The sequence below is a fragment of the Curtobacterium sp. MCPF17_001 genome (assembly GCF_003234615.1).
In the GTDB taxonomy this organism is placed as follows: Bacteria; Actinomycetota; Actinomycetes; order Actinomycetales; family Microbacteriaceae; genus Curtobacterium.
On sequence record NZ_QKSL01000004.1, the window covers coordinates 224,319 to 249,308 of the forward strand.

A 24,990-nucleotide genomic window follows, 5' to 3' on the forward strand; every position below is an offset into this window, starting at 1 on the left:
CGTGGTCAGGCTAATGCGTTATGAACGCCGGTCGGATCGAATTGGAGATCCGAGACGGGCGCTCGGCGGCGAGCCCGCCCCTGCTACCGTGCCGGCGTGGACTTGAACCGTTCTTCGACGGGCTGAGTGCGATCGCGACGACAGTCGCACTGGCTGCGGCGATGTTCGCAGGCTTCCAGGCTCAGCGCCTGTACCGGATCGAGTCGGGGCGTGATGAGCAGGCACGTCACGCGGAGCGTAAACGGCAGGCAACTCAGGTCAGCGCTTGGGCCGCCGCTCGTATACGGACTGCGGGGCGAGTCGTCTTCGGAGTCGTCATTCGCAACTCTTCCGATGACCCTGTCTACGACCTGCAGGTCCAGTGCCACGGTTTTTCCTCTCCACGAGTTGCGACCTTGCAGTGCGTGCCTCCAGGTGAGTTCTTCGTCGGGAACACCATCGAAGAAGACTCGATGACGGAATGGGACTATCCGAACGCACTTCCGGAAATTCACGACCCAGTACGCCCCTTCACCATCTCAGATGCTCGGGGCGTGAATACGATCACGTTCCGCGACAACACCGGCGCAGGGTGGCGTCGGGCGCCCGAGGCAACCTGACCGAAGTCCGCTGATTCCGTCGCTGGCTTCGGCACGACCGGTACTCACGTTCGCTTGCACCACCCGCGACAGTGGAACACGACCGCTAAGACGACAGGCTGCGCCGCCAGGCGCTACCGCCCCCAGAACAGGTGCTCGCGCTCAACCACGACAACCCCGAGGATGAGTCAGCACCGCCCGTTCCAGGGACCACAGGCGGCGCCCGTCTCGACGCGTCCCCGAGGGGCACAGCACGATGACGATCGCAGGGGAATCGGCAGGCGTCGAAGCACGCCGTCAGCGCGGCAGAGCAAGCGAGCTCCGCCGCCAGGCTGACGAGGCCGAGCAGCGCGCCGGCCGCTTCGAGGTCGCCCACCGAACCGAGGCCGAGACAGCACGCACGCTCGCACCCCTCGCCGGCATCGGCTACCACCTCCTCGCCGACCGCCGCTGGCCCGGCAGTAGCACCGCGAACGTCGACATGGTCGTCGTCGGCAACTCCGGCGTCTGGATCGTCGACACGAAGGCCTGGCGCGAGGTCGCGATCGACAACGACCGCATCAGGCGCGGCCAGGAGGACGTCACGGACGACGTTGCTCGCCTCGCCGACCTCGCGTGGGACACCGAGAAGGTTCTCGCCGACGTCGGCCTCGCTCCCGGTGAGGTGCATGCCGTCGTCGCCCTCGCAGGCAAGAAGGGCATCGAGGCGCGAGTGGCCTCGGTCGACATCGTCGGCACGCACGACCTCATCGGACACATCACCCGCCCGAAGGCTCGGCTCTCCCCCAGGCGCGTCGACGAGGTCCTCGCCGCCGTCATCTCACACTTCCCGGTGATGGACGGCGCGGCCGCAAGTACCCAGCAAGTGATCGTCCCGCAGACCGTCGTCCCTCGCGCACCCGAGCCGCAACCGGAGCCGGTCGATCAGGACGAGCTCGACCGTCAGCTCCTCGACGGCATTCTCGAGGCGCCGATCGAGGAGTGGATGGCCTCGCTCGACCCCGCACAGGCGAAGCTCGTCCGTCGCAGCTTCAACGGCCCGGCCCGTATCCGCGGGGCAGCCGGCACGGGCAAGACCGTGGTCGGACTGCACCGGGCTGCCTACCTGGCCCGTTCGACGGGTGGCCGCATCCTCTTCACCACTTACATACGAACGCTGCCGGCAGTGCTCGAGTCGCTCCTCGAGCGCTTGGCGCCGGAGATGGTCGGCCGCGTCGACTTCGTCAACGTGCACGCATTCGCCACCCGCCTCCTCAAGGAACGCGGGATCGCGTTCCGCACGCCCGGACGGGAGGCCCAACTCGCGTTCGCCGATGCATGGAACGCAATCAGCGCCTCCAGCCCGTTGAAGGCGACGCGCTTCACGCGTCGCTACTGGGAGGAGGAGATCAGCCACGTCATCAAGGGACGCGGGCTGACCCACTTCGACGAGTACGCGGACCTCGCCCGCGTCGGGCGGAAGCACCGGTTGACCGTTGACGACCGGCAGGCCGTGTGGGACCTGTACGAGGCGTACTCAGCCGGTCTCCGCGAGCGCGGCGGCTGCGACTGGCAAGACGTGATCCTGCTCGCCCGTGACGCACTGCGGGAGGTCCCGCTCGACCGGTACGACGCGGTGGTCGTCGACGAAGCGCAGGACCTGTCCTGCGCGATGGTCTCGCTCCTCCACTCGCTCGTCGGCGACCGCTCCGACGGGCTCACCCTCATCGGCGATGGGCAGCAGACCATCTACCCGGGCGGCTACACACTCGGAGAGGTCGGCATCAGCCTCGCCGGACGCGGTGTCGTGCTCGACGTGAACCACCGCAACACGGCGGAGATCCTCGAGTTCGCCAAGCAGATGGTGGCCGACGACCAGTTCGTCGACATCGAGGGCGTCGACGGCGCTGGCGACTCGGTCTCCGCTGTGACGCGCTCCGGACCGCAGCCGGGCATCAACCGCTTCCGCAGCCGGATCGAACACGACGACGCGCTGCTCGCCCGGGTGGAGGAGGTCCTCCGTCTCGTAGGCACGGGACGCGGTGACGTCGGCATCCTGACAGCGACCAACCCGCAGGCCGACAAGGTGATGGCGCTGCTCGCCGATGCCGGGGTGCCGACCGTCTCGCTGAAGAACTACGCCGGCAAGAGCTCCGACATGATCCGCGTCGGCACGATCAAGCGGGCGAAGGGCCTGGAGTTCAAGCAGGTGCTCCTGCCGCACGTGCCGGCAAAGCTGCTCGCAGATCCGCCGCTTACGGAGTCCGAGTCGGCGAAGGAACGGCGGGCGCTCGACCGCCGGGAGCTGTACGTCGGGATGACGCGGGCGCGGGACGGGCTCTGGGTCGGGGTGCGGTGAGGTGGGTTGACCGGGAAGGTCTTGAAGATGAATGAGACGCGTGGACTGATGACTTCCTCGGACCGTTCGGCGGTTCTCGAGGCACAGCGCGCCGCCCAGCAGCAGTCGGTCGGCTACCGAGCTGTGCTCCGATTGCCTGTAGGTACCGACGCAGTCCAGCTGGCGGAGCAGGAGGTGCGCGCTTGGCTTCTGACCAAGACCCGTCCCCGCCGATCAGCAACGCTCGACACTGCTGGTTGGGAAGGGTCGGGTGACTTCGTACTCGGGCCGCAGGCCGTTCTCTCAGTGACCGACCGCTCTGACGAGCGCGGACAAGTACGCCGGCAGTTGATCCGGCTCGTCGAGCGCAATAACGGCTCCTGGATCGTCTCCGTCTACGCGCTGACAAGCGGGACCGGCCGGAGCTCCACATCAGCGCTCGTGATCGAGACCGGTCGGGTGAGCGAGAAAGCCGAGGACTCGGTCCTGACGGTCGCCCCACCGCGGATCGTCGGGCAGATCCTCGACCGCGTCGAAGTGCGTGACGGCTCGGCTCGGCTGACCAACACGCCGCAGGTCGTCCGGCAGGATGAAGTCGGGGACCTCATCGACGTCCTGACCGACGAAGCCCGCTCGACATCGGTGATCGTCGCTTCATCGCTGGGGGCTGACACAGACAGTGCCTGGGCGAAGACCGTCGAGAGCCTCACGCAGTACAGCGTCGGCGTCGCGTCCGTCTACGTGATGACGCACGACGCCGTCGCCGAGTTCAATTCGCTGATGCCGGCATCCCATGCTGTGCAGCTTGGGCGCATCAGGACCTTCGCGCCTTCCGTCGACCTGGAAGCGGCCTTCGATTCGGTGCGACACAGGGTCTTGGGGCCCTCGACCTTCGCGCGGGCAATACGGCGAGGCAGAGCAGACGTTGCACTCCGAGCGACGCACGCGTCCGGCATACGGCGACGGCTCCTCGAACTCGAGCTGCCGAAGGACGTCCGGCGCACGATGCGCCTGTTGCTCGAAGAAGAAGCCCGACGAGCGCGAGGCACCCTGATCGACGAAGTCGTCTCGGAGGAACTGGGCGCCCTCGGGGTCGTTCCGACGGCCGCTGAAGGTCGGCGCTCAGACGCCCGCGACGACAGCGACGGGGAGCACGGCGAGGCAGCGCCCGCCCTCTCCGAACCCGTACCAGCGCGAACGGGCGCTCTGCGCATCCCGATGGACTGGGCACCGGACGAACGCCCTGCCGTTTCATTGACACTCCTGCGCCGCGCCGGTGCATTTGTCCTTCGCTGGCTCAAGGTCACGGACCCGCGTGAGGAGCACTTCGACGAGCTCGACAAGCTCATCGGGGCAGCGGCGCTCGAGAAGGACACGTACGAACGTCTCTTCGCTGAGGCTGGCGACCGCGAGTCGGATCTCAGCGACAGGATCAAAGACCTCAACTCCCGTATCGCAGACCTCGAGGTGGAGGCAGCGATCGAGGCAGATGAGGCCCGGAAGGCAGCGCGTGAACGGGACTGGCTCCGTCGGAACCTCGATGCAGATCAACGTGCCCGCTTCGCACCTGTCGGGGACGAGGCACTGTGGGAGGCTCCCGTTGACGTCCGCGAGCTCGTTGCAAGACTCACTCCGGGAACCGACGCTCATCACGCTCGTGATCGAGTCGTCTTCACCGGTGACGAGGACATCGCGGCCGAAGTCGACGACCGTGACGGAACGGGGCGGTACGCAGCTGCCCTGTGGTCGTACGTGCGCGTGCTGTACGACTACGTCGACGCGAAGAAAAACGGCTATGCCGGCAATGTCCACATGTACCTGCACGACGACGCCCAGGCGGGCACCAAGTGTTCGCCGGAGCGCCATGCCGCAACGGAGAGCACGACGGTGATCAACAACAAGAAGATGCACACCGAGCGCGTGCGGCCGGTCCCGTTGTCCGTGGACGCGTCCGGCGCGGTACCGATGCTGGCGCACTTCAAGCCGACGCATCGCGATCGATTCGCGCCGCGGATGCACTACTTCGACGACTCGGATCGCTCGGGCATGATCTACATCGGGTACATCGGTCGCCACCTCACGACGCCGAACGCGCATTGAACGCTGAGGGCATGACGGGGCCGGGACCAGCCCTCGGTGCACGGAACGCACCGGTGTCCGCGCCTGACGACGGCTCATGCCACGATGTCGCAGTCGGACGACCGCCCGTGGCACTACCGCGACGGCGTCCACGAACGAGAACTGGGGAGAACCGCTGATGAACAACGCGGACCACGTCGCTGCCGGACTGCGGACGCTCGGGACGGGACTGCGTCCGATCGTCGCGTCGACCTTGGAGCCGCGTCTCCGTCCCGGAGTGTCCTGGACCGAGATCCTGGCAGTGAAGGACCGCGAAAAGGGCGGCGGCGAGCGCCGCTACGACAAGGCCGACCTGCAGGTGTTGCTTCGGATCGTCACCGAGACCCTGCCCCGTCTCGGCCGCCCCTTCGACGCGCTCCTCGACCGGAACGGGAGTCGCCTCGCCGGGGAGCTCCGCGAGATCCGGAACCGCTGGGCTCACAACGCCGAGTTCGACGACGCGGACACCTACCGAGCACTCGACAGTGTGTACCGACTCCTCTATCTCCTCGGTGCCGCCGAACAGGCCGAGCAGGCTGCAGCGCTCCGGCGCGACTTCCAGGTGACGATGGTGGGGTCCGCCGAGGCTCAGCCGCAGGTCGTCGAAACAGTCCGACCGGTCGCGCCGACCGACGCTCGCACGGAGTCCCCCGCTCGATCGACGAGTTCCACGGACATCACGCTCGTCGGGGCCAGCATCGTCAGCTACGCGATGGCCCACAACCGTGTCCGGGTGCTACCCGGCGTCACGATCCTGCATCAGAGGCCGGCGGTCAGGAACGCCCGACTCACGGTCAGCATCGATTCAGCAGGGGCCGAGCTCGGCGAACCGCGTGAGCACTTCTTCGACCTCGAGCCCTCTGCCGACGCCGTGACCAAGACCGATCTCGGTCTCACGCTCGACCCGACGCAGATGATGGGCGTCGAGGACTCACGGCCGGGCCGCGTGCGAGCAGTGCTCCGTGACGGTGACCGCGTCCTCGCCGAAGCCACCGCCGACGTGCACGTCCTCGCCGCAGGTCAATGGCTCCTTGTCCCGAGCCAGGTCGAGCTCTCCCTCGAGATGCTCGCCGCGCACGTGCAACCGAACCACCCGGCACTCGCACCGGTCATGGACGACGCCTCGAACCGCCTCCGGTCCATGACCGGCGACGGCTCGTTCGTCGGTTACCAGCAGGACGAGGAACGCGTCGACCGCACGGTCGAGGCCATGGTCGATGCGATCCGCGCGCGCCACGTCCGCTACAGCGTTCCGCCTGCGAGCTGGTCGGACGTCGGTCAGAAGGTCCGGACGCCGGCCGAAGTTCTCGATGACCGCTTCGGCACGTGCCTCGACACCGCGACGACACTCGCCGCCGCCCTGGAGCGTGTCGGCGTGCGCTCGATGATCGTCGTCGTACCGGGGCACGCATTCCTCGCCTACTGGCGCGTGGAGCAGCAGCTCCCGAACGTGGTGATGGACGACCACACGGTGTTACGGAACCTGCTGGCCGAGGGACAGATCTCCGTGCTGGAGACCACCATGCTGACCGACGAGGACCAGGACGCGTCCTTCGGGGACATCCGTCGGGCTTCCGTGGACAAGATCCGTGCGTACGGGCTGGACGAGCTGTTCGGGTACGTCGACCTGTACCTCGCCCGCTCCGTCGCTCGGATCCTGCCACTCCCCGCGCGCGTCACCGGGCAGGACGGCCAGGTCACGGTCGTCGAGTACCAGGTCGAGCGGACGGACCCGGCCGCGTACGTACCGCCGGTCTTCGACGGCTCCGCAGCGCGGGCGGACGACGACACTCCTCCGAGGGTCCGGCAGTGGAAGAACAACCTGCTCGACCTCAGTCTGCGGAACCGGCTCATCAACTTCACGAAGACGGCGCAGTTCCCGCTGTTCGTCGCGTCCGACGGACTCGCGGAGTTCGAGGACGTCCTCAGCGCCGGAGAGTCGATCGAACTCCTGCCGTCCGACGCGCTGCCCGCGGTCGTCCGCGAACGCGGCGTGCAGTGGGCATCGCAGCTCCCCGACGCGGACCGGACCACACTGTTCCGGACCAAGCGGCAGTTGTTCGCGGACGCCGCGACGGCGAACTACACGCGGAAGTTCCAAGCCCTCGCCTACAAGGCGAAAACCGTCGTCGAGGAGACCGGGTCGAACAACCTGTACATCGCGATCGGGTCGCTGGTGTGGAGGGTCAAGGGCAAGGAAGTCCGGTCACCGCTCATCCTCGTCCCGGTCACCCTGAAAGCGCGTGCCAGAGGCGGGACCTACCGGATCACCCTCGACGACGCCGGGGCATCGACACCGAACTACAGCCTTCTCGAGAAGCTCCATGCCGAGTACGGCCTTCGCATCCCCGAGCTCGCGGAACCGGCGCAGGACGCGTCCGGCATCGACGTCAACGCCGTTTTCGCTGCCACTCGTCGAGCGATCATGGGTGCCGGCGTGTCCGCGACGATCGAACCCACCGTCGACCTCGCGGTGCTGCAGTTCGCGAAGTTCCGCCTTTGGAAGGACCTCGACGAGAACTGGCGTGAGCTCTCCGAGAATCCGCTGGTGAAGCACCTCATCGATCAGCCGACCGAGCCGTTCGTCGGCGCTCCGGTCGACCTCGACGCCACTGCCTCGGACAGCGCGCTCGACGAGCTGCTCGGAGAGCTGCCGGTGTCCGCCGATTCGTCGCAGCTGCAGGCCGTCGCCGCAGCCAGCGAGGGCCACACGTTCGTCCTCGAAGGACCTCCCGGAACGGGCAAGTCCCAGACGATCACCAACCTGTTGGCGAAGGCGATCGCTGACGGTCGCCGCGTGCTGTTCGTCGCCGAGAAGCGCGCAGCCCTCGACGTCGTGCAGCGGCGACTCGCGCAGGTCGGGCTCGGGCCCTTCACCTTGGATCTCCACGACAAGGGCAGCAAGCCCGTCGAGGTCCGGGCACGTCTACGAGAAGCCCTGGCACAGCGCCCGCTCGTCGACACCGAAGCCCTCCGCCGGGCATCTGACAACGCCGCGGTCTCGCGCGGACGGCTGGCCCGGTACGCCGTGCAGCTCCACGCCGAGAACGCCGCTGGCCGCTCGTTCTACTCAGCCCGGAACGCAGAGCTCGCAACCGGCGACACGACGTTCGAACTCGAGGTCCCGCTCCCCGTGGCCGGGACAGTGACGTCCGCACAGCTCCATGAGATCCGGACCGTCCTGCGCGAGCTCCCAGACCTCGCGCTCCGGGCTAAGCCTCGTCCGGACCACAGCTGGGCGTTCGTGGACCCGTCAGATGAGGCAGCAGACGCCGCCGACCTCGCGCAGCGGGTGAGGCGCTTCGACGCGGCCGTCGCGGGCCTCCCCTCCGACGACGTCGTCCTGGAGGCCGTGCTCACGGCGACGACGACAGCGGACGCCCGGCTCTTGGTCGCCGTTCTACAGGCTCCGCCGGTAGACGCTCCGGTGCTCGAAGAGGCGCGGACCGAGCGGTGGCGAAGCGCCGTGGATTCGCTCGGCTCCGAGACGGCCGGCTTCGCCGACCGCTTCACGGACGTCCTCTCCGTCCTGCGGCCCGACGTGCTCCGTATGGATCTCCCCCGGATCGCGCATGACGCAGCGACAGCTCAGGAATCGGGGGTGTTCGGCCGGAAGAAGCGCGTCGCTGCCGTCGCTCAGGAGTTCAGATCCGTCCTGCAGGCTGACGTCGAACTCGATCACGCGCGCCTCGTACCGCTGGCCCGCCGTGCCGCTGAGATGCAGGAGCACGCCCGATCGCTGGGCAGTCGCGTGCGGTCCGTTCCGGGCATCGACGTCGACGCCGCCTGGAGTCCGCTCGAGCACCACGACCGGGTGTCCGTCGCTCGGCAGGTCGACGACCTCACGCAGCTCGTCCGTGCGACGGACACCGCGAGCGCCTCCGACGAGGATCGACGGTTCCGCGCTGCACTCGAGCGCTGCGCGACGCGCGTCGGGCCCGTCGACGGCACCGTTCTCGCGGCTGTCCACGAGTACGCCGGAGCCCTCGCTGATCTCCTCGACATGCCCCACGCGACTCCCGAGTCGTGGCGACGCTGGCTGCAGGACGTACCGCTGCTGGAGCGCTGGTCCGCGACGGCAGCCGGTCGTGACGGCTCGCAGATGACCGCGGTCACGCCGCTCGCGTGGTTGCAGTGGCGGCACGCGCTCCGGACGCTCCGAGTAGCAGGCATGACCGCCGCGTACGACGCACTGCTCATCGGGGCGGTGCCTGCCGAAGAGGCGATCGAGGCCTTCGAGCGCGGTCTCGCTGCGGCCATGCGCCGCGAGCGGGCGCAGTCCACCGGTCTCGAGGCCTTCGATGCCCCGGGGCACGTCCGACACATTGATCGCTACACGGCGGCGGCGCTCGAGGTGCGTGACCATCTGCCGCGGCAGATCCCACACCAGGTCGTCGAACGACGGTCGTTCACGGCGACGAACGCGACCGGTCCCGCTGGCCGGTTGGTCGCCGAGATCGGCAAGCAGCGCAGCCGGATGAAGCTCCGCGAGATGATGTCGACCTACGGCGAGGTCATCACCGAACTGACGCCGTGTGTCCTGGTCAGCCCGGACTCGGTCGCGCGGTTCTTCGAGGCGAAGAGCGGCCTGTTCGACCTCGTGGTGTTCGACGAGGCGTCGCAGGTGCGCGTCGCCGACGCCATCGGCGCGATGGGTCGCGCTCGAGCGGTCGTCGTCGTCGGGGACTCGAAGCAGATGCCGCCGACGTCGTTCGCCGAAGCTGCCCTCGGCGACGACGAGGACGACGAGAGCCCGCTGGAGTCGGTCGCGGTCGACGAGGAGTCGATCCTCGCCGAGTGCGTGCAGGCTCGCGTGGACCGCTACCAGCTGACCTGGCACTACCGCAGCCAGGACGAGTCGCTGATCGCCTTCAGCAACCGGCACTACTACGAGGACCAACTGACCTCCTTCCCGGCACCGGCCCTCGGGACCGCTGACGACGGTCTCGACGGGCACGGCGTCTCCCTCCGCCGTGTCGACGGCACATTCATCCGTGCGGGGGCCGGAGCGACCGCCAAGTCGCTCCGGACGAACCCGGTCGAAGCCGCAGCGATCGTCGCTGAGGTCCACGCTCGATTCGCGCACTCACCCGAGTCGCTCCCGTCACTCGGCGTCGTTACCTTCAACGCGCAGCAACGTGCGCTGGTGGAGGAACTGCTCCGATCGTCTGGAGACGAACGGATCAGCGAAGCGCTCGACACGGCTGTCGACGGGCTTTTCGTGAAGAACCTCGAGAACGTCCAGGGTGACGAGCGCGACACGATCTTGTTCTCGACGGCGTTCAGCAAAAATGAGAAGGGTGTCCTGCCGCTGAACTTCGGGCCGCTCACGAACCCGGGCGGCGAGCGGCGGCTCAACGTCGCCATCACTCGTGCCCGGCGTCAGGTCATCCTGTTCTCGAGCTTCGATCCGCAGGACCTGCGCACCGAGGAGACGAACTCGGTGGGCATCAAACACCTGCGTTCGTACCTCGAACTGGCGCAACGCGGCCCCGACGCCGTGCTCGGCGCCCCTTCGAGTGTCGGGCTCACTGACCGACACCGCGAGGAGATCGCCGAGGCGCTCCGAGCACGTGGACTGGCCGTGACCACGGACGTCGGACTCTCCGACTTCAAGGTCGACATCGCCGTCGCCTCCGCCAGCGCGCCAGACTCGCCGGTCGTGGCCGTTCTGCTCGACACCGCAGCCTGGGCGGATCGCGCCACCGTCGCCGATCGCGACGCACTTCCCACTGAGGTCCTCCAGGGCCTGATGCATTGGCCGAGCGTGCAGCGCGTCTGGCTTCCTGAATGGTTGTCGTCACACGACGTGGTGCTCGACCGCATCGTGGCCGCAGCGCAGCGCCACTCCGGAGACGTCCTTGCTCTCCTGGACAAGCAGGCGACCGCGGGGACGCACACAGGGAGCCAGGCCGGACCGATCTCCGCGGTCACAGGCGAAGCGCCGAGCCTCTCAGCTTCTGAGAACGCCAACGGGGGAGGTCCTTCACCTCAGGTCGCGAGCACCACCGCGGGTACACCGGTGCCGCAACTCGCCAACACGGCTCACCATCGACGAGAGGAGCCGCGGCACACGGCTGGCACCGAGCCAGAGGGATCGGTCGGTGAGTCGCCGATGCGACTTGACGCTTCTGTTGGAAGCGTAGAGCCGTTCGTCCCGTGGGTGCGACGGACTGCTGGTGTCAGCACCATCCTGCGAGACGTCCGTCAGCCCGACAACGCATCGTTGGTGCAGAGCGTCATCTACGAAGTCGTGCAAGCCGAAGGTCCAGTCTCGGCGCGCACGCTGGTCGCGGCGGTGGCTGAAGCGTTCCTCGCGTCCGAGCTGACGGAGGAAGAAGAGCAAGCGATCCTCGAACTCGTTCCACCGATGTTCCGATGGAGCGCGGACGAACGCTTCGTCTGGCCGGTCGGCCTGGCGCCTGAGCAGTGGAACGACTTCCGCGTCCCTTCCGCTGGTTCAGCAGAGCGCCTGGTGGAAAGCGTCAGTCTTCGGGAGATCATCAACGCGATGCGGCATGTCCTGCAAGAGAACGGAGCGCTGGCGGAGGACATCCTGCGTCGCGAGACGCACGCTCTGTTCGGCGGCAGACGAATGAGCAGTGCCGTGCTGGGTCGGATGACAGAAGCAACGGTGGCCGGCGTTGCTTCGGGTCGCTTGCGCCGCACCGAGGTCGGGACGCTCACGCTGCCGTGACTATGTGCGCGTACCGCCTGTGCCGGTACCCGCAAATGGTCACGACTTCCTGGCGGCGGCGAGCGCCGCCTCCAGGACGTCCTCCTCGATGATCGGGATGCCGTACTGGCGGGCCTTCCGCGCCTTGCCGGACAGGCTGTCCACGTCGGCCGCGATGAGGACGGCCGTCTTCTTCGTGACGTTCGGCGCTGACCGGATGCCGAGCCGGGCCAGGTCCGCCTCGATCTCGGTCCGGCTCCGCCGCATCTCCCCGGTCAGCGTGACGATGCTGCCCTCGCCGAGGTCGATCGCGGGCTCCTCCTCGACGGCCGCGGTCGACGTCGGCTGCTGCGCGGCGGAGAACGACCGCGCGCCCATCCGCGCGGGCTGGCGACTGTGGACCGCGTGTTCCAGCTCGTCGTCCGTGACGCCGAGCAGCCGCGCGACCCGTTCGAGCTGGATGTGGTCCTGGATCGTGAGGACCCCACCCGCCCAGACGGCTTCGACCAGGTCGGCGAAGTAGCGGCGGTGCAGGTCAGCTCGGACTGGCTCGGGCAGTCCGAATTCACGCCCGAACGCGGCGAGTTGGTCGGCGTCGCTCGCTGTCAGCAGGTCGTCCGACAGCGCACGGTCGAGGACGGCCGCGTAGAGCGTCGCCTCCGTACCGCCGTCGACGGCCGGCAGGCGGTCCGTCGCCACGTCCACGCGGGTGCGGTCGGCGGTGCCGGTCGAGCGCCGCCGTGCAGTCCAGGGCGAACCACCGGACTGGAGGCTCGGCCACCGCAACTCCGTGGCTCGCGTCCCCCAGGTGGTCCAGCGGGGATCCTGCCGGGAGGACCCGATGTACGCGCCGAGCAGGCTCGCGGTGGCGCGGGCGTCGGCGAGCGCTTCGTGCGCGTCGACAAGTTCGATGTCGTAGGCGCTGCAGCAGTCGGCGAGCTTCCGACCGGAGCCGGGCAGGAACTCCTGCGCCAGCCGCATCGTGCAGAGTGCCGTACTCGCTTGCTTGAACGGCGACCGGTGGCCCAGGCGCTCGAACTCGGCGTGCAGGAACCGCGCTTCGAACGAGGCGTTGTGTGCGACGACGACCCGGCCGCGCAGCTTGTCGACCAGGTCGCCGGCGATGTCCGCGAAGGTCGGGGCGCCGGTCATGTCGGCGCCGCGCAGCCGGTGGATGTGCACGGGGCCGAGGTCGCGCTGGGGATTGACGACGGTCTCGAAGGTCCGCTCGACGTCGCCGTCCGGGGTCACGTGGACGATGCCGACCTCGATGATCCGGTGGCCGTACGAGGGCGCGAGGCCCGTCGTCTCGAGGTCGATCACCGCGTAGCCGTTGTGCATCCCCAGTCCCCTCCGCACGCCGACGGACTCTGCGCCGCGCTCCATCATCCTCATCGTGATCGTGTCGGGCTGCGACCACCTGTTCGAGGGGCTCAGGAGTTCACGATCGGCGCTCCGAGATCGACCTCCGCCTCGCACCACGCCGACAACTCCGGATCGTGCGTCGCCACGACGACCGCACCACCGTGTTGCCGGATGAGGTCCAAGCCGTCCCGCACCATGGCGGCGCTGACGTCGTCGAGCGACGCTGTCGGCTCGTCCGCCAACACCACCCGGGGCTGTTGGACCAGGACCCGTGCGACGGCGATGCGCTGCTGTTCGCCGCCACTGAGCAGCCCGGCCCGCATCCGTTGCCGCCCGCCGAGTCCGACGACATCGAGTGCAGTGGTGACGCGGATGTCGAGCTCCTGTCTCGTCACCCCACGTGGGCGAACGACGCCAAGGTTCTGCCGCATCGACCACTCGGGGACGACAGCGTGGTCCTGCGTCACGAACCCGATCACGTCACGGCGCAGACGTCGCTGTTCGCGCCTGGCTGCAGCGTGGATGTCGATGCCGAGGACGGACACGCTCCCTCGGGTCGGTCGTTCCAGCCCGCCGAGGCAGCGCAAGAGCGTCGTCTTGCCCTGCCCGGACACTCCGCGGACGGCGACCGCGGCGTGTGGTTCGGCGACGACACTGAGGTCGTTCCACAGCGTCCGGGTGGCGACGTCGTACCCGAGCCCGTCGACGCGGAGCAGTGTCTCGTTCGTCATGGTTGATCCCTTCCTTCGCGTGCGGTGGCGATGAGCAGCACCGTGAGCAGCGCACCGGTGGCCAGCGCGACCACGACCGCTGTGATCGCTGCGGCCGGCAGCGAGGGCGTTCCGACCGGGTCGGACAGTGCCCGGGTCGCAGCCGTAGCACCAGCGACGACCAGGGCAGCGACGGCGACGAACCGCCAGTGGTGCACGATCGGGTGCCGGCCGGCCAGGAACCGCAGCCTGGCCGCTCGTCGTGTCCGGACCCGGTGGTCGACGGTGAGCGTGAAGCCAGCGAAGACGACGGCGATGCCGGTGGCGATCAGCGCTGCCTCCGCGATCCGTCGCTCTCCCCGCAAGACCGCGAGCTGCCCTTCGACCGTCGCTCCGACACGTCGGTACTGCAGGACGACGTCGTCGAGGCCGGCACGGCGCACGGCCCGCTCGAGCGCTGCTCGGTCGGTGAACCGGACTTCGCCGTTCGCCACCGCCGTTCCGAGACGGTTCGGAGCGATGTCCGTCGGGTCGGAAACCACCAGCACTGGTACCTCGGGCCACGTCGGGACGTCTGGTGCCACAGCCGACGTCCAGTCGAGTACGGATCGGGCGATCGACGCGGTCGACGGCACCACGACCGCTCGGACACGCAGTTGCTCCGGGGGCTCCATGCCCTCCACTTCCCAGCTCTCCGAGAGGTCTGCTTCGGTTGCCGCCTGCAGCGCGTCGATACGCGAGCCGAGTGTGCTCGGGACGAGCAGCACCGGACGGCCATGCCCCGCGGCGATCTGATCCGCGTACTGATCCAGCGCGGCCGTCGCCTCACCGACCAGTGTGAGATGGTCGACGAACGACACTCGGGCCATGCTCGCCGTTCCATCCAGGAGTGGTCCGAGCGCGATCCGGCCGAACGCGACGTCCTCGTCGTACTCGGTGAAGGTCGTCCCGAGGACCACGTCGTCGCCGTGTGCCGCCTCCCGGACGAGCGTCCGCTCCAACGACTCGGACATCACCCGCCGCTGCGCCGTCCAGTCCAGGTCGAAGGTCCCGACGACCACCAGAGCGATGCCTGCCGCAGCGACGACGACCATCGGCCACCCGACGACGGCACCGGGCCCGAGCTTCCGACACGTCAGGACGGTGAGCATGGCATGGACCCCGACGAGCAATGCGACCGTCGGCACGATCACGGCGATGATCTCGATCACCGTGAACCGCAGGACCGCCCCGGACGCACTCTGTCCCGCGAGGGTCGCGCCGATGCATCCGACGAAGACCACGGCGAACACGCCGACGAGCCTCGCGATCTCCAGGGCTTCGCGTGCTGCCACAGCTCGGTACGACCAACCCGAGGTGGTACGCAACTGTTGCCGGGCCGCGCGTCGGCGCGATTCCGCGACCAGCGCGATGAGGACCCCGAGTGCGACAGCGGACACTGCAGCGGACCATTCCGGCTGCGTGAGCGCCGAGGCGAGCGCCTCGAGGGCGTGCGGCGACACATCCGTGTACCGGTACCCCGCCCGTTCGAGCCGGTCGAGGAACTCCCTGACGGCAGGCGCAGGTCCGCCGACCGCGTACATCGCGATCAGACGGAGTTCGCCACCGTCGCCGATCGGTGCGGTGGACACGCTGCCGCGGAACACCGGTTCGCTCGTCGTCCCGTTGAAGGAATAGGCGTTCCAGGTGTCAGGGCGTCCATCGCGGTCCGGAACGAGCACTGCCAGCGCAACACCGGTCTCGTGAGCCAAGCGCTTCAGCGTCGCCGTCTGCTTCGCCTTCGTCTGGGTGGCCGGCATGTCAGTCATCTCGATGCTGCTCTGGGCGCTGAGGAGTCCGAGTGCTTCGACGTCGCCGACCACACCGACCACGAACACCACCGCACCGAGGACCGCGGCCGCCACCGCGAGCACGGTGGCAGCCGCGAAGTTCCTCATCCGCGGGTCGCCCAGAAGGCCTGGTTCCCCGAGAGCGCCTTCTTCCGGTGGGCATAGGCGACCCTCGTCGGTGGCATCCAGTCGGAGCGGGTCGTGACACCGGACGACTTCACCGAAGCGCGGTGCGTCGAGCGATCGTGCACGTACACCGAGTGCACCTCGCCACTCCACACCCCGTACGACCACGTCCCACCGCCGACGTACGCCGTACCGTTTCGTGTTCCAGGCGCTCCTGGCGCTCCGTCTCCCTCGTCAGCCGAGGCTCCCCCTTCGCGGACCCCTCCGACGGCGCTGACCGAACCGACCGTCTCAGCCGCCGCGGCCGAGCAGACTCCCCATCCGACCGTCAGCAGTGCCGCTGCGGCGATGGACGCGATCATGTTCTTCCTCTGCACGCAGACCTCCTTTTCATCCACGGCCATGTCGGCCGCGTGGAACGGTACAGAGTGGACGCCGGTATCGGAAGTTCCACATATCCCGTATTCACAGAGCGTCATCCGCCGATCGGAGGACCCCGACCCGTCGGGCTCAGGGCAACAGCAACCCGGCGATCGGCCGCGTCCTGTTCCTCAGCGAGGCGACCGTGAAGACGCACCTCGGCCACGTGTTGGAGAAGCTCGGCGTCAACGATCGCACCCGCGCCGTGACCCGCGCGATGGAGCTGAGCCTCTCGCCCTGGTCCACCGGCGGGAGACCCAGCGGCGGAAGGACCCGGCGGCCGGGCAGCCTCAGCGGACCGTGCAGGAGCGGCTGACCGTGGTCAGTCCCACGTCGCCAGCGCCACGATCATCGAGATCGGCAGCGACACCGCGAGCACGATCCCGACGACGATCGCCAGAGTCCTCGCAGTCCGGACGCCCTGCTGCCCGACCCACACGAGCAGCAGGATCGCCACGAGGTAGACCGGCACGACCAGCAGCAGCGGCACGAACCCGAGCCCGGTCCACTCCACGAGTGCGCCAGCGAGCAGTTCGTACACGGTGCACGCTGCCGAAACCGCGAGCGCGACCCGCACCTGGGTCGATGCTCGGTGGTTCGGGACAGCGGTCACGTCCTGCTCACTCATCGTCGTACCCGTTGCCGGGCCCTCCCGCCAGGCAGGTCGTCTCGACCATCACGTCGCCCGAGGTCCTGGTCACGCTTGCGTTCGCCTCCGCGAGCCAGTCGTCCCCGAGCGCGCGGATGTCCCAGCCGGACGGGTCGGCGTCGCGGAGCCCGGCCGCGCGCAGCACCTGGCGCACGGGAGCCAGTCGCCGCTCGACCTCGTCCGCTGGCAACTGATCGGCTTCTCGCTCCGCATCGGTCTGCGGCTCACCCTCCGGGTCGGAGGGCACCGACCATCGCCACATGTACTGCGTACCCTCCTGCAAATTCGACAGCGGGCACTCGAGGGTGACCTGGACGACGTCCCGGGAACGCACGCTTTCGCCCAGCGCGCGAACGGCGCGCTCCCCGACGCCCGCGAGGTCCTGCTCCGCCTCCGACTGCGTCCTGCTCGTCTCGAGCTCGGTGAGTGGTTGCGCACGGCGCTCGGCATCCGCAGCCCAGCTCTTCGCCACCCCCGTCGTCGGGTACCCGAGCGTCCCGGCCGCGAGGACCGCGAACACGGCGCACGCCACCGGCCCGACCAGCGTGACCGATCGGTCCCGCCGTCGCTGCACCAGCAGCACGACGACCCCGGTGAGCGGCACCCCGGCGCACACCACCGTCACCACGACGTCGCCCATCGTCTGCGCCGAGAGCGACCGGTTCGAGCTGTCGACGCCGTTGTACCCGGCGAGCGCGACGAGCAGCCACGCGATCCACCCGGCGGGCAGCAGCAGACCGCTCAGGACGATCCACCCGATGCCGTTCCGCCGCTTCGGCGGCGACCACGCGCTGTCGTCGACCATTGGTCCCCCGTTCCCCACATCCACCGTACCGACCGACCGGGAGGCGCGTGACCGGCCCGCCACGCGCCTCCCGATCAATGGAGCTGGGCCTCCTGCCCCGATCCAGCGGCGGGGCTTGGCACCGGCCGCGCTGTCGAGGATAAGCCGACCACGACGTCGAGACTCAGCGTGGGAACAGCAGCGGAGCACGCTTCGACAGCAGGAAGTTCGCCATGTCCGCCTGGAGGAGTGGCACGCCATCGCGCTGGGGCGTCTCGGGGTCCGTGTACCAGTAGAGGCGACGAACACCACTCGTCGTGTGCTGCTGAGCGATCTGCTGCGCTTCCTTGATCCTGAAGAGCCAGACTTGGTCCGTCTCCAGGAGGGTGAACGCCATCAACTGTGCCGGCGTCTCGTGCGGGAAGTTCCAACCGATCGCCAGTCGTCCGCGGCCGCCAGCGGGCATGCTCCGTTCCACGGTCTTGACCTGCACGGTCGTAGCGCCGCCGGACGCCGGTGCGTAGACGACGAGGTCGATACCGGCATCCGTTGTGAGCCGGGCGCTGTCGATCCCGAGCTTGAGGAGCTGGTACTGCACGAGCAGCTCCCCAGCCGCGCCGATGTGCTGGGTGGTGCGACGCTTCTCGGTTGTTTCGATCACTGTTCAGACTGCCGATTCTGTTGAAGGAGAGAATGCTGGAACACCGAGAAGTTGCCCTCACGCTCGGATGGTTCTGCGCTTCGCAGGTACTGGACGATGGCACCGGTGGTCAATCAAATCAACGTCGGAGTCCTACCGGAGCTCGGTCTTGACGGGCTGGAGCTGGAAGAGACACGTCGTCGGGTTGTAATCACCGACAGTTGCGGTCACTGTCAGGTTCGTACCAACGCCGATCGCGTCAGGGACGTTCCCCGCGTAATGCAGGTCTGAGACCGTGTTGACGTCGGTGAACTGGAATGCCGGTCCCCGAGCTGCCGTTACGCTGAAGTTCCCTGCCCCGATCAACATGTCGTAGCGGGTCTTGTAGTTGCCGTGCGGGCTCATCGCCGCGACCGAGCCATCGAACATGATGCTGCGACCGTCGTACGTCGCAGCGAACCTGTTGATGGAGGCGTCGCAGTAATCGCCGAGCTGCAGCAACGCCGCGAGTTCCGGGTTGGACGCAGCAGAAATGACGACGTTTTCCGACCTGGAAGACGACGACTTCGTTGCTGAGGGGCTGTTCTCTTCACCAGGCGTTTCCGCCGGCATCCGCGGCCCTGTGGCGACTGTTTCCGTGCCTCCGCCGTCGTCCGCGAAGACCCCAGTCACCCCCAGGGCGACGACTGCGGCCACAGCGGCTGCCGCTCCGCCGCCGATGGCCCAAGTGCGCCATGACCGCTTCGGCACCAATCGACGAATCTGCAATTCAGACTGCACACGACGCTGCGTTTGGGAGACGACTTCCCAGCCCTCCCGCTCCCACTTCGCAGCAGTGCGCGCTTCCATCCCCCGAACGGTCTTCACTGTGCGCGTCTCGTACCGCAGACGTTCTTCACCCATGCTCTGCCCCACTCTGAAGGATGCCCGGCATTGCACCTGACATGCGGAGCCTAGGGGCGCACAGTCCCGCCCTCGGCATTGCCCTGAACAGGTGCGGAATGCTGTCGGAGAACCGCACACCGGCCTCAGGCCAGAACGCCTCGATCGGGGGTGTTCCTGCACGAAGCGCAGGGCTGGCGCGAAGACGGAGACGAGGCGCGTGACGGTCCCGCCACGCACCTCGTCTCATACGGACCTCGCCGATCAGCCCTCGTCCACCGCGCGGTCTCTCGCTCCCCAGCTTTCGATCAGCGGTTCGAAGCTCTTGTAGAGCACGACGCTGATGCTCGAAGCGAGCAACGCTGACAGCCCACTTGCCGTCATCGGCACCATCAGCAACCACAGGAAGCCGAGCGACGCAGCCTCGGCTGCCAGCGATCCGGCCCACTGGGGCCCTCCGACCAGGCGACGTGCGACCCGTTCGAGCGGAGCACCGACCCCGACCGCCAGCGCCACCGCGGCCATCAGCCAACCGACGACGACCAGCGGAGTCACTCCTGCCCGGAGCCCGCCCAGCCCCGGGACGAGCGCCACCGTTGCCACCCCGATGACCAACGGCGCGCTGGACACGAGCAGAGCCGACATGAACCACGCCAGCAGGGTCACCTTCCCACCGGGTCCGATTGACGAAGCCGGCAGTCTCGGCCCGTCGGGCTGCATCGTCACAGCCCCACGAAGACGACGATCCACTGTGCCGCGGTGATCGCAACGTCGGTGGGCACCCCGACGTGCACGAGCGCCGTGACGACTGCCCCCTGCTGGAACTGATCGAGGTCCTCGACGACGCCGATGATCTTGTTCGCGTACGGGCGGACCTTCGATGGCAGCTTGTTCACGCTGTAGCGGAGGACCTGGATCACGGCCTTCTTGGCGATCGTCGTCCAGATGTTGCGGTGTTCGGAGCCACCCTGGGCCACGCGCTCGGCACGAGCAGCCATGGCACGAGCAACGCTGACGCCTTCCGCATCGCCCGCCGCGGAAGCCCGCGCCGCGATCTCATTCCAGTCCTCGACGCTCAGGTCGGTCATCCCAGACTCGACCGATGCCGAAGGAGGGACCATCGGTGCCGCGTGAGCGACGACTGGCTGGCACGCGAGTGAAGTCGTGAGGATGAGGCCGACGCCCGCGAGTGCGAGGTGCTTCCGCATGAGATGTCCTTTCCGACGGGAGTTTCCCGACTAGTACTGATACTCCACATGACACAGAGGATCGGGAAGTCCGCACTTCGGAGGACACCGCTCGCGGGCGCATCACTGCTCGGGCCAGAGCATGACCGACCCGCCCGGACCCGCCTACGCTCGAAGTGATGCCCGCAACACGCACGACCCGCGACTCGACCACAGCCCTCGACCCCACCACCACGAGCGACGGGTTCATCCGCGTCCGCGGCGCCCGCGAGAACAATCTCCGCGATGTTGACGTCGACATCCCCCGCGACCGCATCGTCGCCTTCACGGGCATCTCCGGCTCGGGCAAGTCCTCCCTGGCGTTCGGGACCGTCTTCGCCGAGGCACAGCGCCGTTTCCTCGAATCAGTGGCCCCCTACGCTCGCCGCCTCATCGCGCAGGGTTCGACCCCGCACGTGGAGTCGATCACGGGTCTCCCGCCGGCCGTGGCGCTGCAGCAGCGCCGCGGTGCCCCGAGCTCCCGGTCGACGGTGGGGACGCTCACGACGCTGAGCAACTCGACCCGCATGCTCTTCTCCCGTGCCGGCACGTACCCGGAGGGCGCGGAGCAGCTGTACTCGGACTCGTTCTCCCCGAACACCGTCGCCGGCGCCTGCCCGCGCTGCCACGGCCTCGGCGTCGCGCACGAGGTGACCGAGGCCTCCGCCGTCCGTGACCCGTCGTTGAGCATCCGCAACGGTGCGATCACGGCGTGGCCTGGTGCGTGGCAGGGCAAGAACCTGCGCGACGTGACGGCCGGCCTGGGCTACGACATCGAGCGGCCGTGGCGGGAGCTGCCGCAGGCGGACCGGGACTGGCTGCTGTTCACCGAGGAGCAGCCCGTCGTCGAGGTGCACCCGAAGCGGGACCGGGTCGCGAAGCCGTACAAGGGGAAGTTCTGGAGCGCACGCCAGTTCGTCATGCACACGCTCGCGGACTCGCAGAGCGAGTCACAGCGGAACAAGGTCCTGCAGTTCGTCGAGTCGGGTCCGTGCACACTGTGCGGTGGTTCGGGGCTGACGCGGGCGGCTCTCGCCGTGTCCTTCGGCGGGATGACGATCGCCGACCTCAACGCCCTGCCGTTGTCAGACGTCGCCGAGGTCCTCCGCCCGACGGCCGAGCTGACCGACGCTGCCGCCGCCACCTCACGGACCACCTCGGGCGAGCGCACCGAGGTCGCCGTGGCCATCGCCCGCGACCTGCTCGGCCGCGTCGAGGTGCTCACCGGACTCGGCCTCGGCTACCTGAGCCTCGACCGCGCGACGCCGACGCTCTCCCCCGGCGAGATGCAGCGCCTCCGGATCGCGACGCAGCTCCGGAGCGGCCTGTTCGGGGTCGTCTACGTCCTCGACGAGCCGAGTGCGGGCCTCCACCCCGCCGACGCCGAGCCGCTGATCCAGGTCCTGGAGGACCTCCGCGCCAGCGGCAACAGCGTCTTCGTCGTCGAGCACGACATGCGCATCGTCCGCCAGGCGGACTGGATCGTCGACGTCGGTCCGGGTGCCGGCACGGCCGGCGGTACCGTCCTGTACAGCGGACCGGTCGACGGCCTGGCTGACGTCGAGGCGTCCGTCACCCGCCGGTTCCTGCAGCCGCGGGGCTCCGACCGGGAGGCCCGCCCCACCCGCACGCCGATCGGCACCCTGGCACTGCGCGACGTCACGCGCCACAACCTCCGCGGACTGGACGTCGACCTGCCGCTCGGGGTCTTCACCGCCGTCACCGGCGTCTCCGGCTCCGGCAAGTCCTCACTGGTCGGCGGGGTGCTGCCTGCTCTGGCGGTCGACCACCCGACGGTCAGCCGCGTGGTGGAGGTCGACCAGAAGCCGATCGGCCGGACGCCCCGGTCGAACCTCGCCACGTACACCGGGCTCTTCGACGCGGTCCGGACGGCGTTCGCGGCGACCGACGACGCGAGGGCCCGCGGCTGGACCGCCGGACGGTTCTCCTTCAACGTCGCGGGCGGCCGGTGCGAGGTCTGCCAGGGCGAGGGCTCGGTCTCCGTGGAACTGCTGTTCCTGCCGGGGAGCTGGGCACCGTGCCCGGAGTGCCACGGCTCCCGCTACAACGACGAGACACTCGAGGTCCGCTGGAACGGATCGACCATCGCCGACGTCCTCGGCATGACCGTCGACGAGGCCACCCCGTTCCTCGCCGCGATCCCCGCCGCCGCCCGCGCGCTCGACGCCCTGGGCCAGGTCGGGCTCGGCTACCTGCGACTCGGGCAGCCCGCCCCGGAACTGTCCGGCGGCGAGGCGCAGCGCATCAAGCTCGCCACCGAACTGCAGCGCGCTCGCTCCGGTCACACGCTGTACGTCCTCGACGAGCCGACCACGGGCCTGCACCCCGCCGACGTCGAGCGCCTGACGGAACAGCTGTCCCAGCTGACGGATGCCGGCAACACGGTCGTCGTCGTGGAGCACTCGATGTCGGTCGTCGCCGCAGCCGACCACGTCATCGACATGGGGCCGTCCGGAGGCGACGCCGGTGGTCAGGTCGTCGCAGCCGGCACGCCCACCGACGTCGCGGCCTCCTCGGACAGCCGCACGGCCCCGTACCTCCGCGCCGAACTCGGCCTCTGACCGAAGCCGTCGTCGGACGGGAGGCGCGGCGCGGTCCCGCCCCGCGCCTCCCGTCCGACGTTGTCCACAGACTTCAGGATCGCGCGGCGTCCGCCGCCGCCTCGGCGGTACCGTCCCGGGATGCAGCACTGGGAGGCAGACGAGGAGCGCAGCCGCCACATGGCCCGCTTCGTACGACGGGACACCGCGCCTGAGCTCGCGCTCCGTCGGGCCCTGCACGCTCGCGGTCGCCGCTTCTTCGTCGACCGTCGGATCAGCAGCCGGACGAGGGCGCGCGCCGACCTCGTCTTCCCCCGCGCCCGTGTGGCCGTCTTCGTCGACGGCTGCTTCTGGCACTGGTGCGACGAGCACGCGCACCTGCCGAAGGCGAATGCCGAACTGTGGCGGGCGAAGCTCCTCGCCAACCGGCGACGTGAAGCGTCGCACGACGCCGTCCTCCGCAGCGAAGGATGGGTCGTCATCCGGATCTGGGAGCACCAGGACGTCGAGGGCGCAGCGGACGTCGTGGAGGCCGCGCTGGATCTGTGGGACCGCATCGCGTCACGCCGACTCGGGCTCACTCACCCCACCGCCGCGAACGCCTCCCGCGCGCCCGCGGCGTCCTCGGCCGGCCGTACGCCTCCCGGTAGTCCCGCGAGAAGTGCGACGCACTGCGGTAGCCGACCGCCACCGCAGCGCGCGCCGCGGTCTCGCCGAGCACGACCATCCGCCGCCGTGCCTCCCCCAGCCGCGCACGCTTGAGCTACTGCGGGGTGGACATCCTCGACGTCGACGGCGGCCTCGCGGCGACGCGGCTGGGCTAGGCACGCAAACGGAAGCACGCCGATGACGGACGGGAGGCCCGGGACCAGTCGGTCCCGGGCCTCCCGTCCGTCACGCGGTGAATTCCGTCAGATGGTGGCATTCGTCACGTGCTGACGTCCGTCACCAGGTCAGGACGAACCGTCCTCGAGTCCCGCCGGCTTCGAGGCGTTGGTGCGCCTCGGCGGCACGCGAGGCAGGCAGCACCTCGGCGACGCGGGGAACGATCGTGCCGCTCTCGACCGCGTGCCGGAGCCGCTCGAGCTTCTCGAACGACCGGTACTCGCGGAAGACCCTGACCTGCTCGAAGCGGATGCCGTCTGTGCCGTTGCCCTGCCAACCGCGGACGTCGAGGAAGACGCCACCGTGGCGGAGGGCCGGGACGACGACGTCCCGCTGCACCGCACAGTCCGCGAGGGCGTCGGCACCCTCGGGAACGATGGCCCGGACTGCATCGGCGAACCCGTCGCCCCGAGGAACGACGTGATCCGCGCCGAGGGAGTGCACGAGCGCTTCGTCGTGCTCCGAGGTGTCCGCGATGACGGTGATCCCGGCGGCCTTGGCGAGCTGCACGACGTAGTTGCCGAGGAGCCCCGCGGCACCGGTCACCGCGAGGGTCTGGCCGCGCTCGAGGCCGGCGAGCTCGAGGATCTGGATGGCGGTGAGGCCGTTCATCGGAACGGTGGACGCGAGTTCAATCGAGGTGCTGCGTGGGATGCGGGTGAACGACCCGACCGGTGCGACCAGGTGCTCGACGTAGGCGCCGCCGTGGCCGGTGAGGGGTAGCGCGATGGCCATGACCTCGTCGCCGACAGCCCAACCTTCGACGTCGGGACCGACCTCGTCGATGACCCCGGCGGCGTCCATCCCGGGAACGTAGGGCGGAGCGGCTGCGCTCGAGTCCCGCTCCCCTGCGCGCACTCCGGTGTCAGTGGGGTTCACCGCGAACGCTCGGACGGCGATCCGCACGGAACCGCTGCCGGCGTGGACGTCCTGGACCTCGTGGACGGCGAGGGCCTCGGGCCCTCCGAACTGTGTGACTCCGACGACCTGCATGCATCCGGTCTACCGGCTGCGGCGAACGCGGTGTCCAGGCAGCGAGCGATGTGGCCGACAAATGCAGAAAACCCCTGACATGGGGAGCGGATGCTCCCTGTGTCAGGGGTTTTCATGAAGAGAAGTCCGGCGGCGTCCTACTCTCCCACAAGGTCCCCCTTGCAGTACCATCGGCGCTGAGAGGCTTAGCTTCCGGGTTCGGAATGTGACCGGGCGTTTCCCTCTCGCTAT

The 24,990-nt window shown here is 68.7% G+C and carries 18 protein-coding genes, 1 rRNA gene and 1 pseudogene; 7 read left to right on the forward strand and 13 right to left on the reverse strand.

The genetic code is table 11. From position 1 onward, the window contains the following. Positions 1–20: 20 nt before the first annotated feature. From DEJ24_RS16545 to DEJ24_RS06030, 4 genes are all read left to right on the forward strand, one after another. Positions 21–599, forward strand: coding sequence for a hypothetical protein (locus DEJ24_RS16545; protein WP_146245941.1), 579 nt, complete (start codon positions 21–23; stop codon positions 597–599). Positions 600–834: 235 nt separating this feature from the next. After that, positions 835–2,916, forward strand: a complete 2,082-nt coding sequence (locus tag DEJ24_RS06020; protein WP_111077716.1) for a nuclease-related domain-containing DEAD/DEAH box helicase — start codon at positions 835–837, stop codon at positions 2,914–2,916. Positions 2,917–2,922: 6 nt separating this feature from the next. Beyond that, the gene (locus tag DEJ24_RS06025; protein WP_146245942.1) at positions 2,923–4,995 is read left to right on the forward strand and encodes a hypothetical protein; all 2,073 of its coding nucleotides are present in this window, start codon (positions 2,923–2,925) and stop codon (positions 4,993–4,995) included. Between the two features lie 157 nt (positions 4,996–5,152). Continuing rightward, positions 5,153–11,710 carry a DUF4011 domain-containing protein gene (locus tag DEJ24_RS06030; RefSeq protein WP_181436538.1) on the forward strand — a complete coding sequence of 2,186 codons (6,558 nt, stop codon included), beginning with the start codon at positions 5,153–5,155 and terminating at the stop codon, positions 11,708–11,710. A 39-nt stretch (positions 11,711–11,749) separates the two neighbouring features. On the opposite strand, the gene DEJ24_RS06035 is transcribed toward DEJ24_RS06030, so the two are convergent. From DEJ24_RS06035 to DEJ24_RS17185, 4 genes are all read right to left on the reverse strand, one after another. Then, a complete protein-coding gene (locus DEJ24_RS06035; RefSeq protein ID WP_181436539.1) occupies positions 11,750–13,030 on the reverse strand; it encodes an exonuclease domain-containing protein in 1,281 nt (426 codons plus the stop codon). Positions 13,031–13,122: 92 nt separating this feature from the next. Beyond that, positions 13,123–13,785, reverse strand: a complete 663-nt coding sequence (locus DEJ24_RS06040; RefSeq protein WP_111077720.1) for an ABC transporter ATP-binding protein — start codon at positions 13,783–13,785, stop codon at positions 13,123–13,125. Next, complete coding sequence (locus DEJ24_RS06045; protein ID WP_111077721.1) at positions 13,782–15,701, reverse strand: hypothetical protein; 1,920 nt, start codon at positions 15,699–15,701, stop codon at positions 13,782–13,784. Before DEJ24_RS06045 ends, DEJ24_RS06040 begins: the two co-directional genes overlap by 4 nt. Further along, the gene (locus DEJ24_RS17185) at positions 15,698–16,096 is read right to left on the reverse strand and encodes a lactococcin 972 family bacteriocin (RefSeq protein ID WP_258374743.1); all 399 of its coding nucleotides are present in this window, start codon (positions 16,094–16,096) and stop codon (positions 15,698–15,700) included. Before DEJ24_RS17185 ends, DEJ24_RS06045 begins: the two co-directional genes overlap by 4 nt. Between DEJ24_RS17185 and DEJ24_RS17380 the strand changes: the two genes are divergently transcribed. Further along, positions 16,054–16,455, forward strand: coding sequence for a response regulator transcription factor (locus tag DEJ24_RS17380; protein WP_375334694.1), 402 nt, complete (start codon positions 16,054–16,056; stop codon positions 16,453–16,455). The genes DEJ24_RS17185 and DEJ24_RS17380 overlap by 43 nt on opposite strands. Positions 16,456–16,461: 6 nt before the next feature. Here the strand turns inward: DEJ24_RS17380 and DEJ24_RS06060 are convergent, their stop codons facing one another. From DEJ24_RS06060 to DEJ24_RS06085, 6 genes are all read right to left on the reverse strand, one after another. Then, complete coding sequence (locus DEJ24_RS06060; protein WP_111077723.1) at positions 16,462–16,767, reverse strand: hypothetical protein; 306 nt, start codon at positions 16,765–16,767, stop codon at positions 16,462–16,464. Then, positions 16,760–17,593, reverse strand: coding sequence for a hypothetical protein (locus DEJ24_RS06065; protein WP_111077724.1), 834 nt, complete (start codon positions 17,591–17,593; stop codon positions 16,760–16,762). Before DEJ24_RS06065 ends, DEJ24_RS06060 begins: the two co-directional genes overlap by 8 nt. A gap of 163 nt (positions 17,594–17,756) precedes the next feature. Then, on the reverse strand, positions 17,757–18,233 hold the full coding sequence (locus DEJ24_RS06070) for a hypothetical protein (RefSeq protein ID WP_111077725.1): 477 nt from the start codon (positions 18,231–18,233) through the stop codon (positions 17,757–17,759). 132 nt (positions 18,234–18,365) lie between these two features. Beyond that, on the reverse strand, positions 18,366–19,061 hold the full coding sequence (locus DEJ24_RS06075; RefSeq protein WP_181436541.1) for a DUF4839 domain-containing protein: 696 nt from the start codon (positions 19,059–19,061) through the stop codon (positions 18,366–18,368). A gap of 297 nt (positions 19,062–19,358) precedes the next feature. Then, a complete protein-coding gene (locus DEJ24_RS06080; protein ID WP_181436542.1) occupies positions 19,359–19,760 on the reverse strand; it encodes a hypothetical protein in 402 nt (133 codons plus the stop codon). Between the two features lie 56 nt (positions 19,761–19,816). Then, positions 19,817–20,182 carry a hypothetical protein gene (locus DEJ24_RS06085; protein WP_146245945.1) on the reverse strand — a complete coding sequence of 122 codons (366 nt, stop codon included), beginning with the start codon at positions 20,180–20,182 and terminating at the stop codon, positions 19,817–19,819. A 278-nt stretch (positions 20,183–20,460) separates the two neighbouring features. Between DEJ24_RS06085 and DEJ24_RS06090 the strand changes: the two genes are divergently transcribed. After that, positions 20,461–22,902 (forward strand): excinuclease ABC subunit UvrA, encoded by a 2,442-nt coding sequence (locus DEJ24_RS06090; protein WP_111077729.1) that lies wholly within the window; start codon positions 20,461–20,463, stop codon positions 22,900–22,902. 120 nt (positions 22,903–23,022) lie between these two features. Then, positions 23,023–23,367 (forward strand): annotated as a pseudogene (locus tag DEJ24_RS06095) (very short patch repair endonuclease); the annotation flags it as partial. A 91-nt stretch (positions 23,368–23,458) separates the two neighbouring features. Here the strand turns inward: DEJ24_RS06095 and DEJ24_RS06100 are convergent. From DEJ24_RS06100 to rrf, 3 genes are all read right to left on the reverse strand, one after another. Next, the gene (locus DEJ24_RS06100) at positions 23,459–23,608 is read right to left on the reverse strand and encodes a hypothetical protein (RefSeq protein ID WP_258374745.1); all 150 of its coding nucleotides are present in this window, start codon (positions 23,606–23,608) and stop codon (positions 23,459–23,461) included. A gap of 218 nt (positions 23,609–23,826) precedes the next feature. Next, positions 23,827–24,759, reverse strand: a complete 933-nt coding sequence (locus DEJ24_RS06105) for an NADP-dependent oxidoreductase (protein ID WP_111077730.1) — start codon at positions 24,757–24,759, stop codon at positions 23,827–23,829. A gap of 124 nt (positions 24,760–24,883) precedes the next feature. Beyond that, positions 24,884–24,990, reverse strand: a 5S ribosomal RNA gene (gene rrf, locus DEJ24_RS06110); the annotation flags it as partial.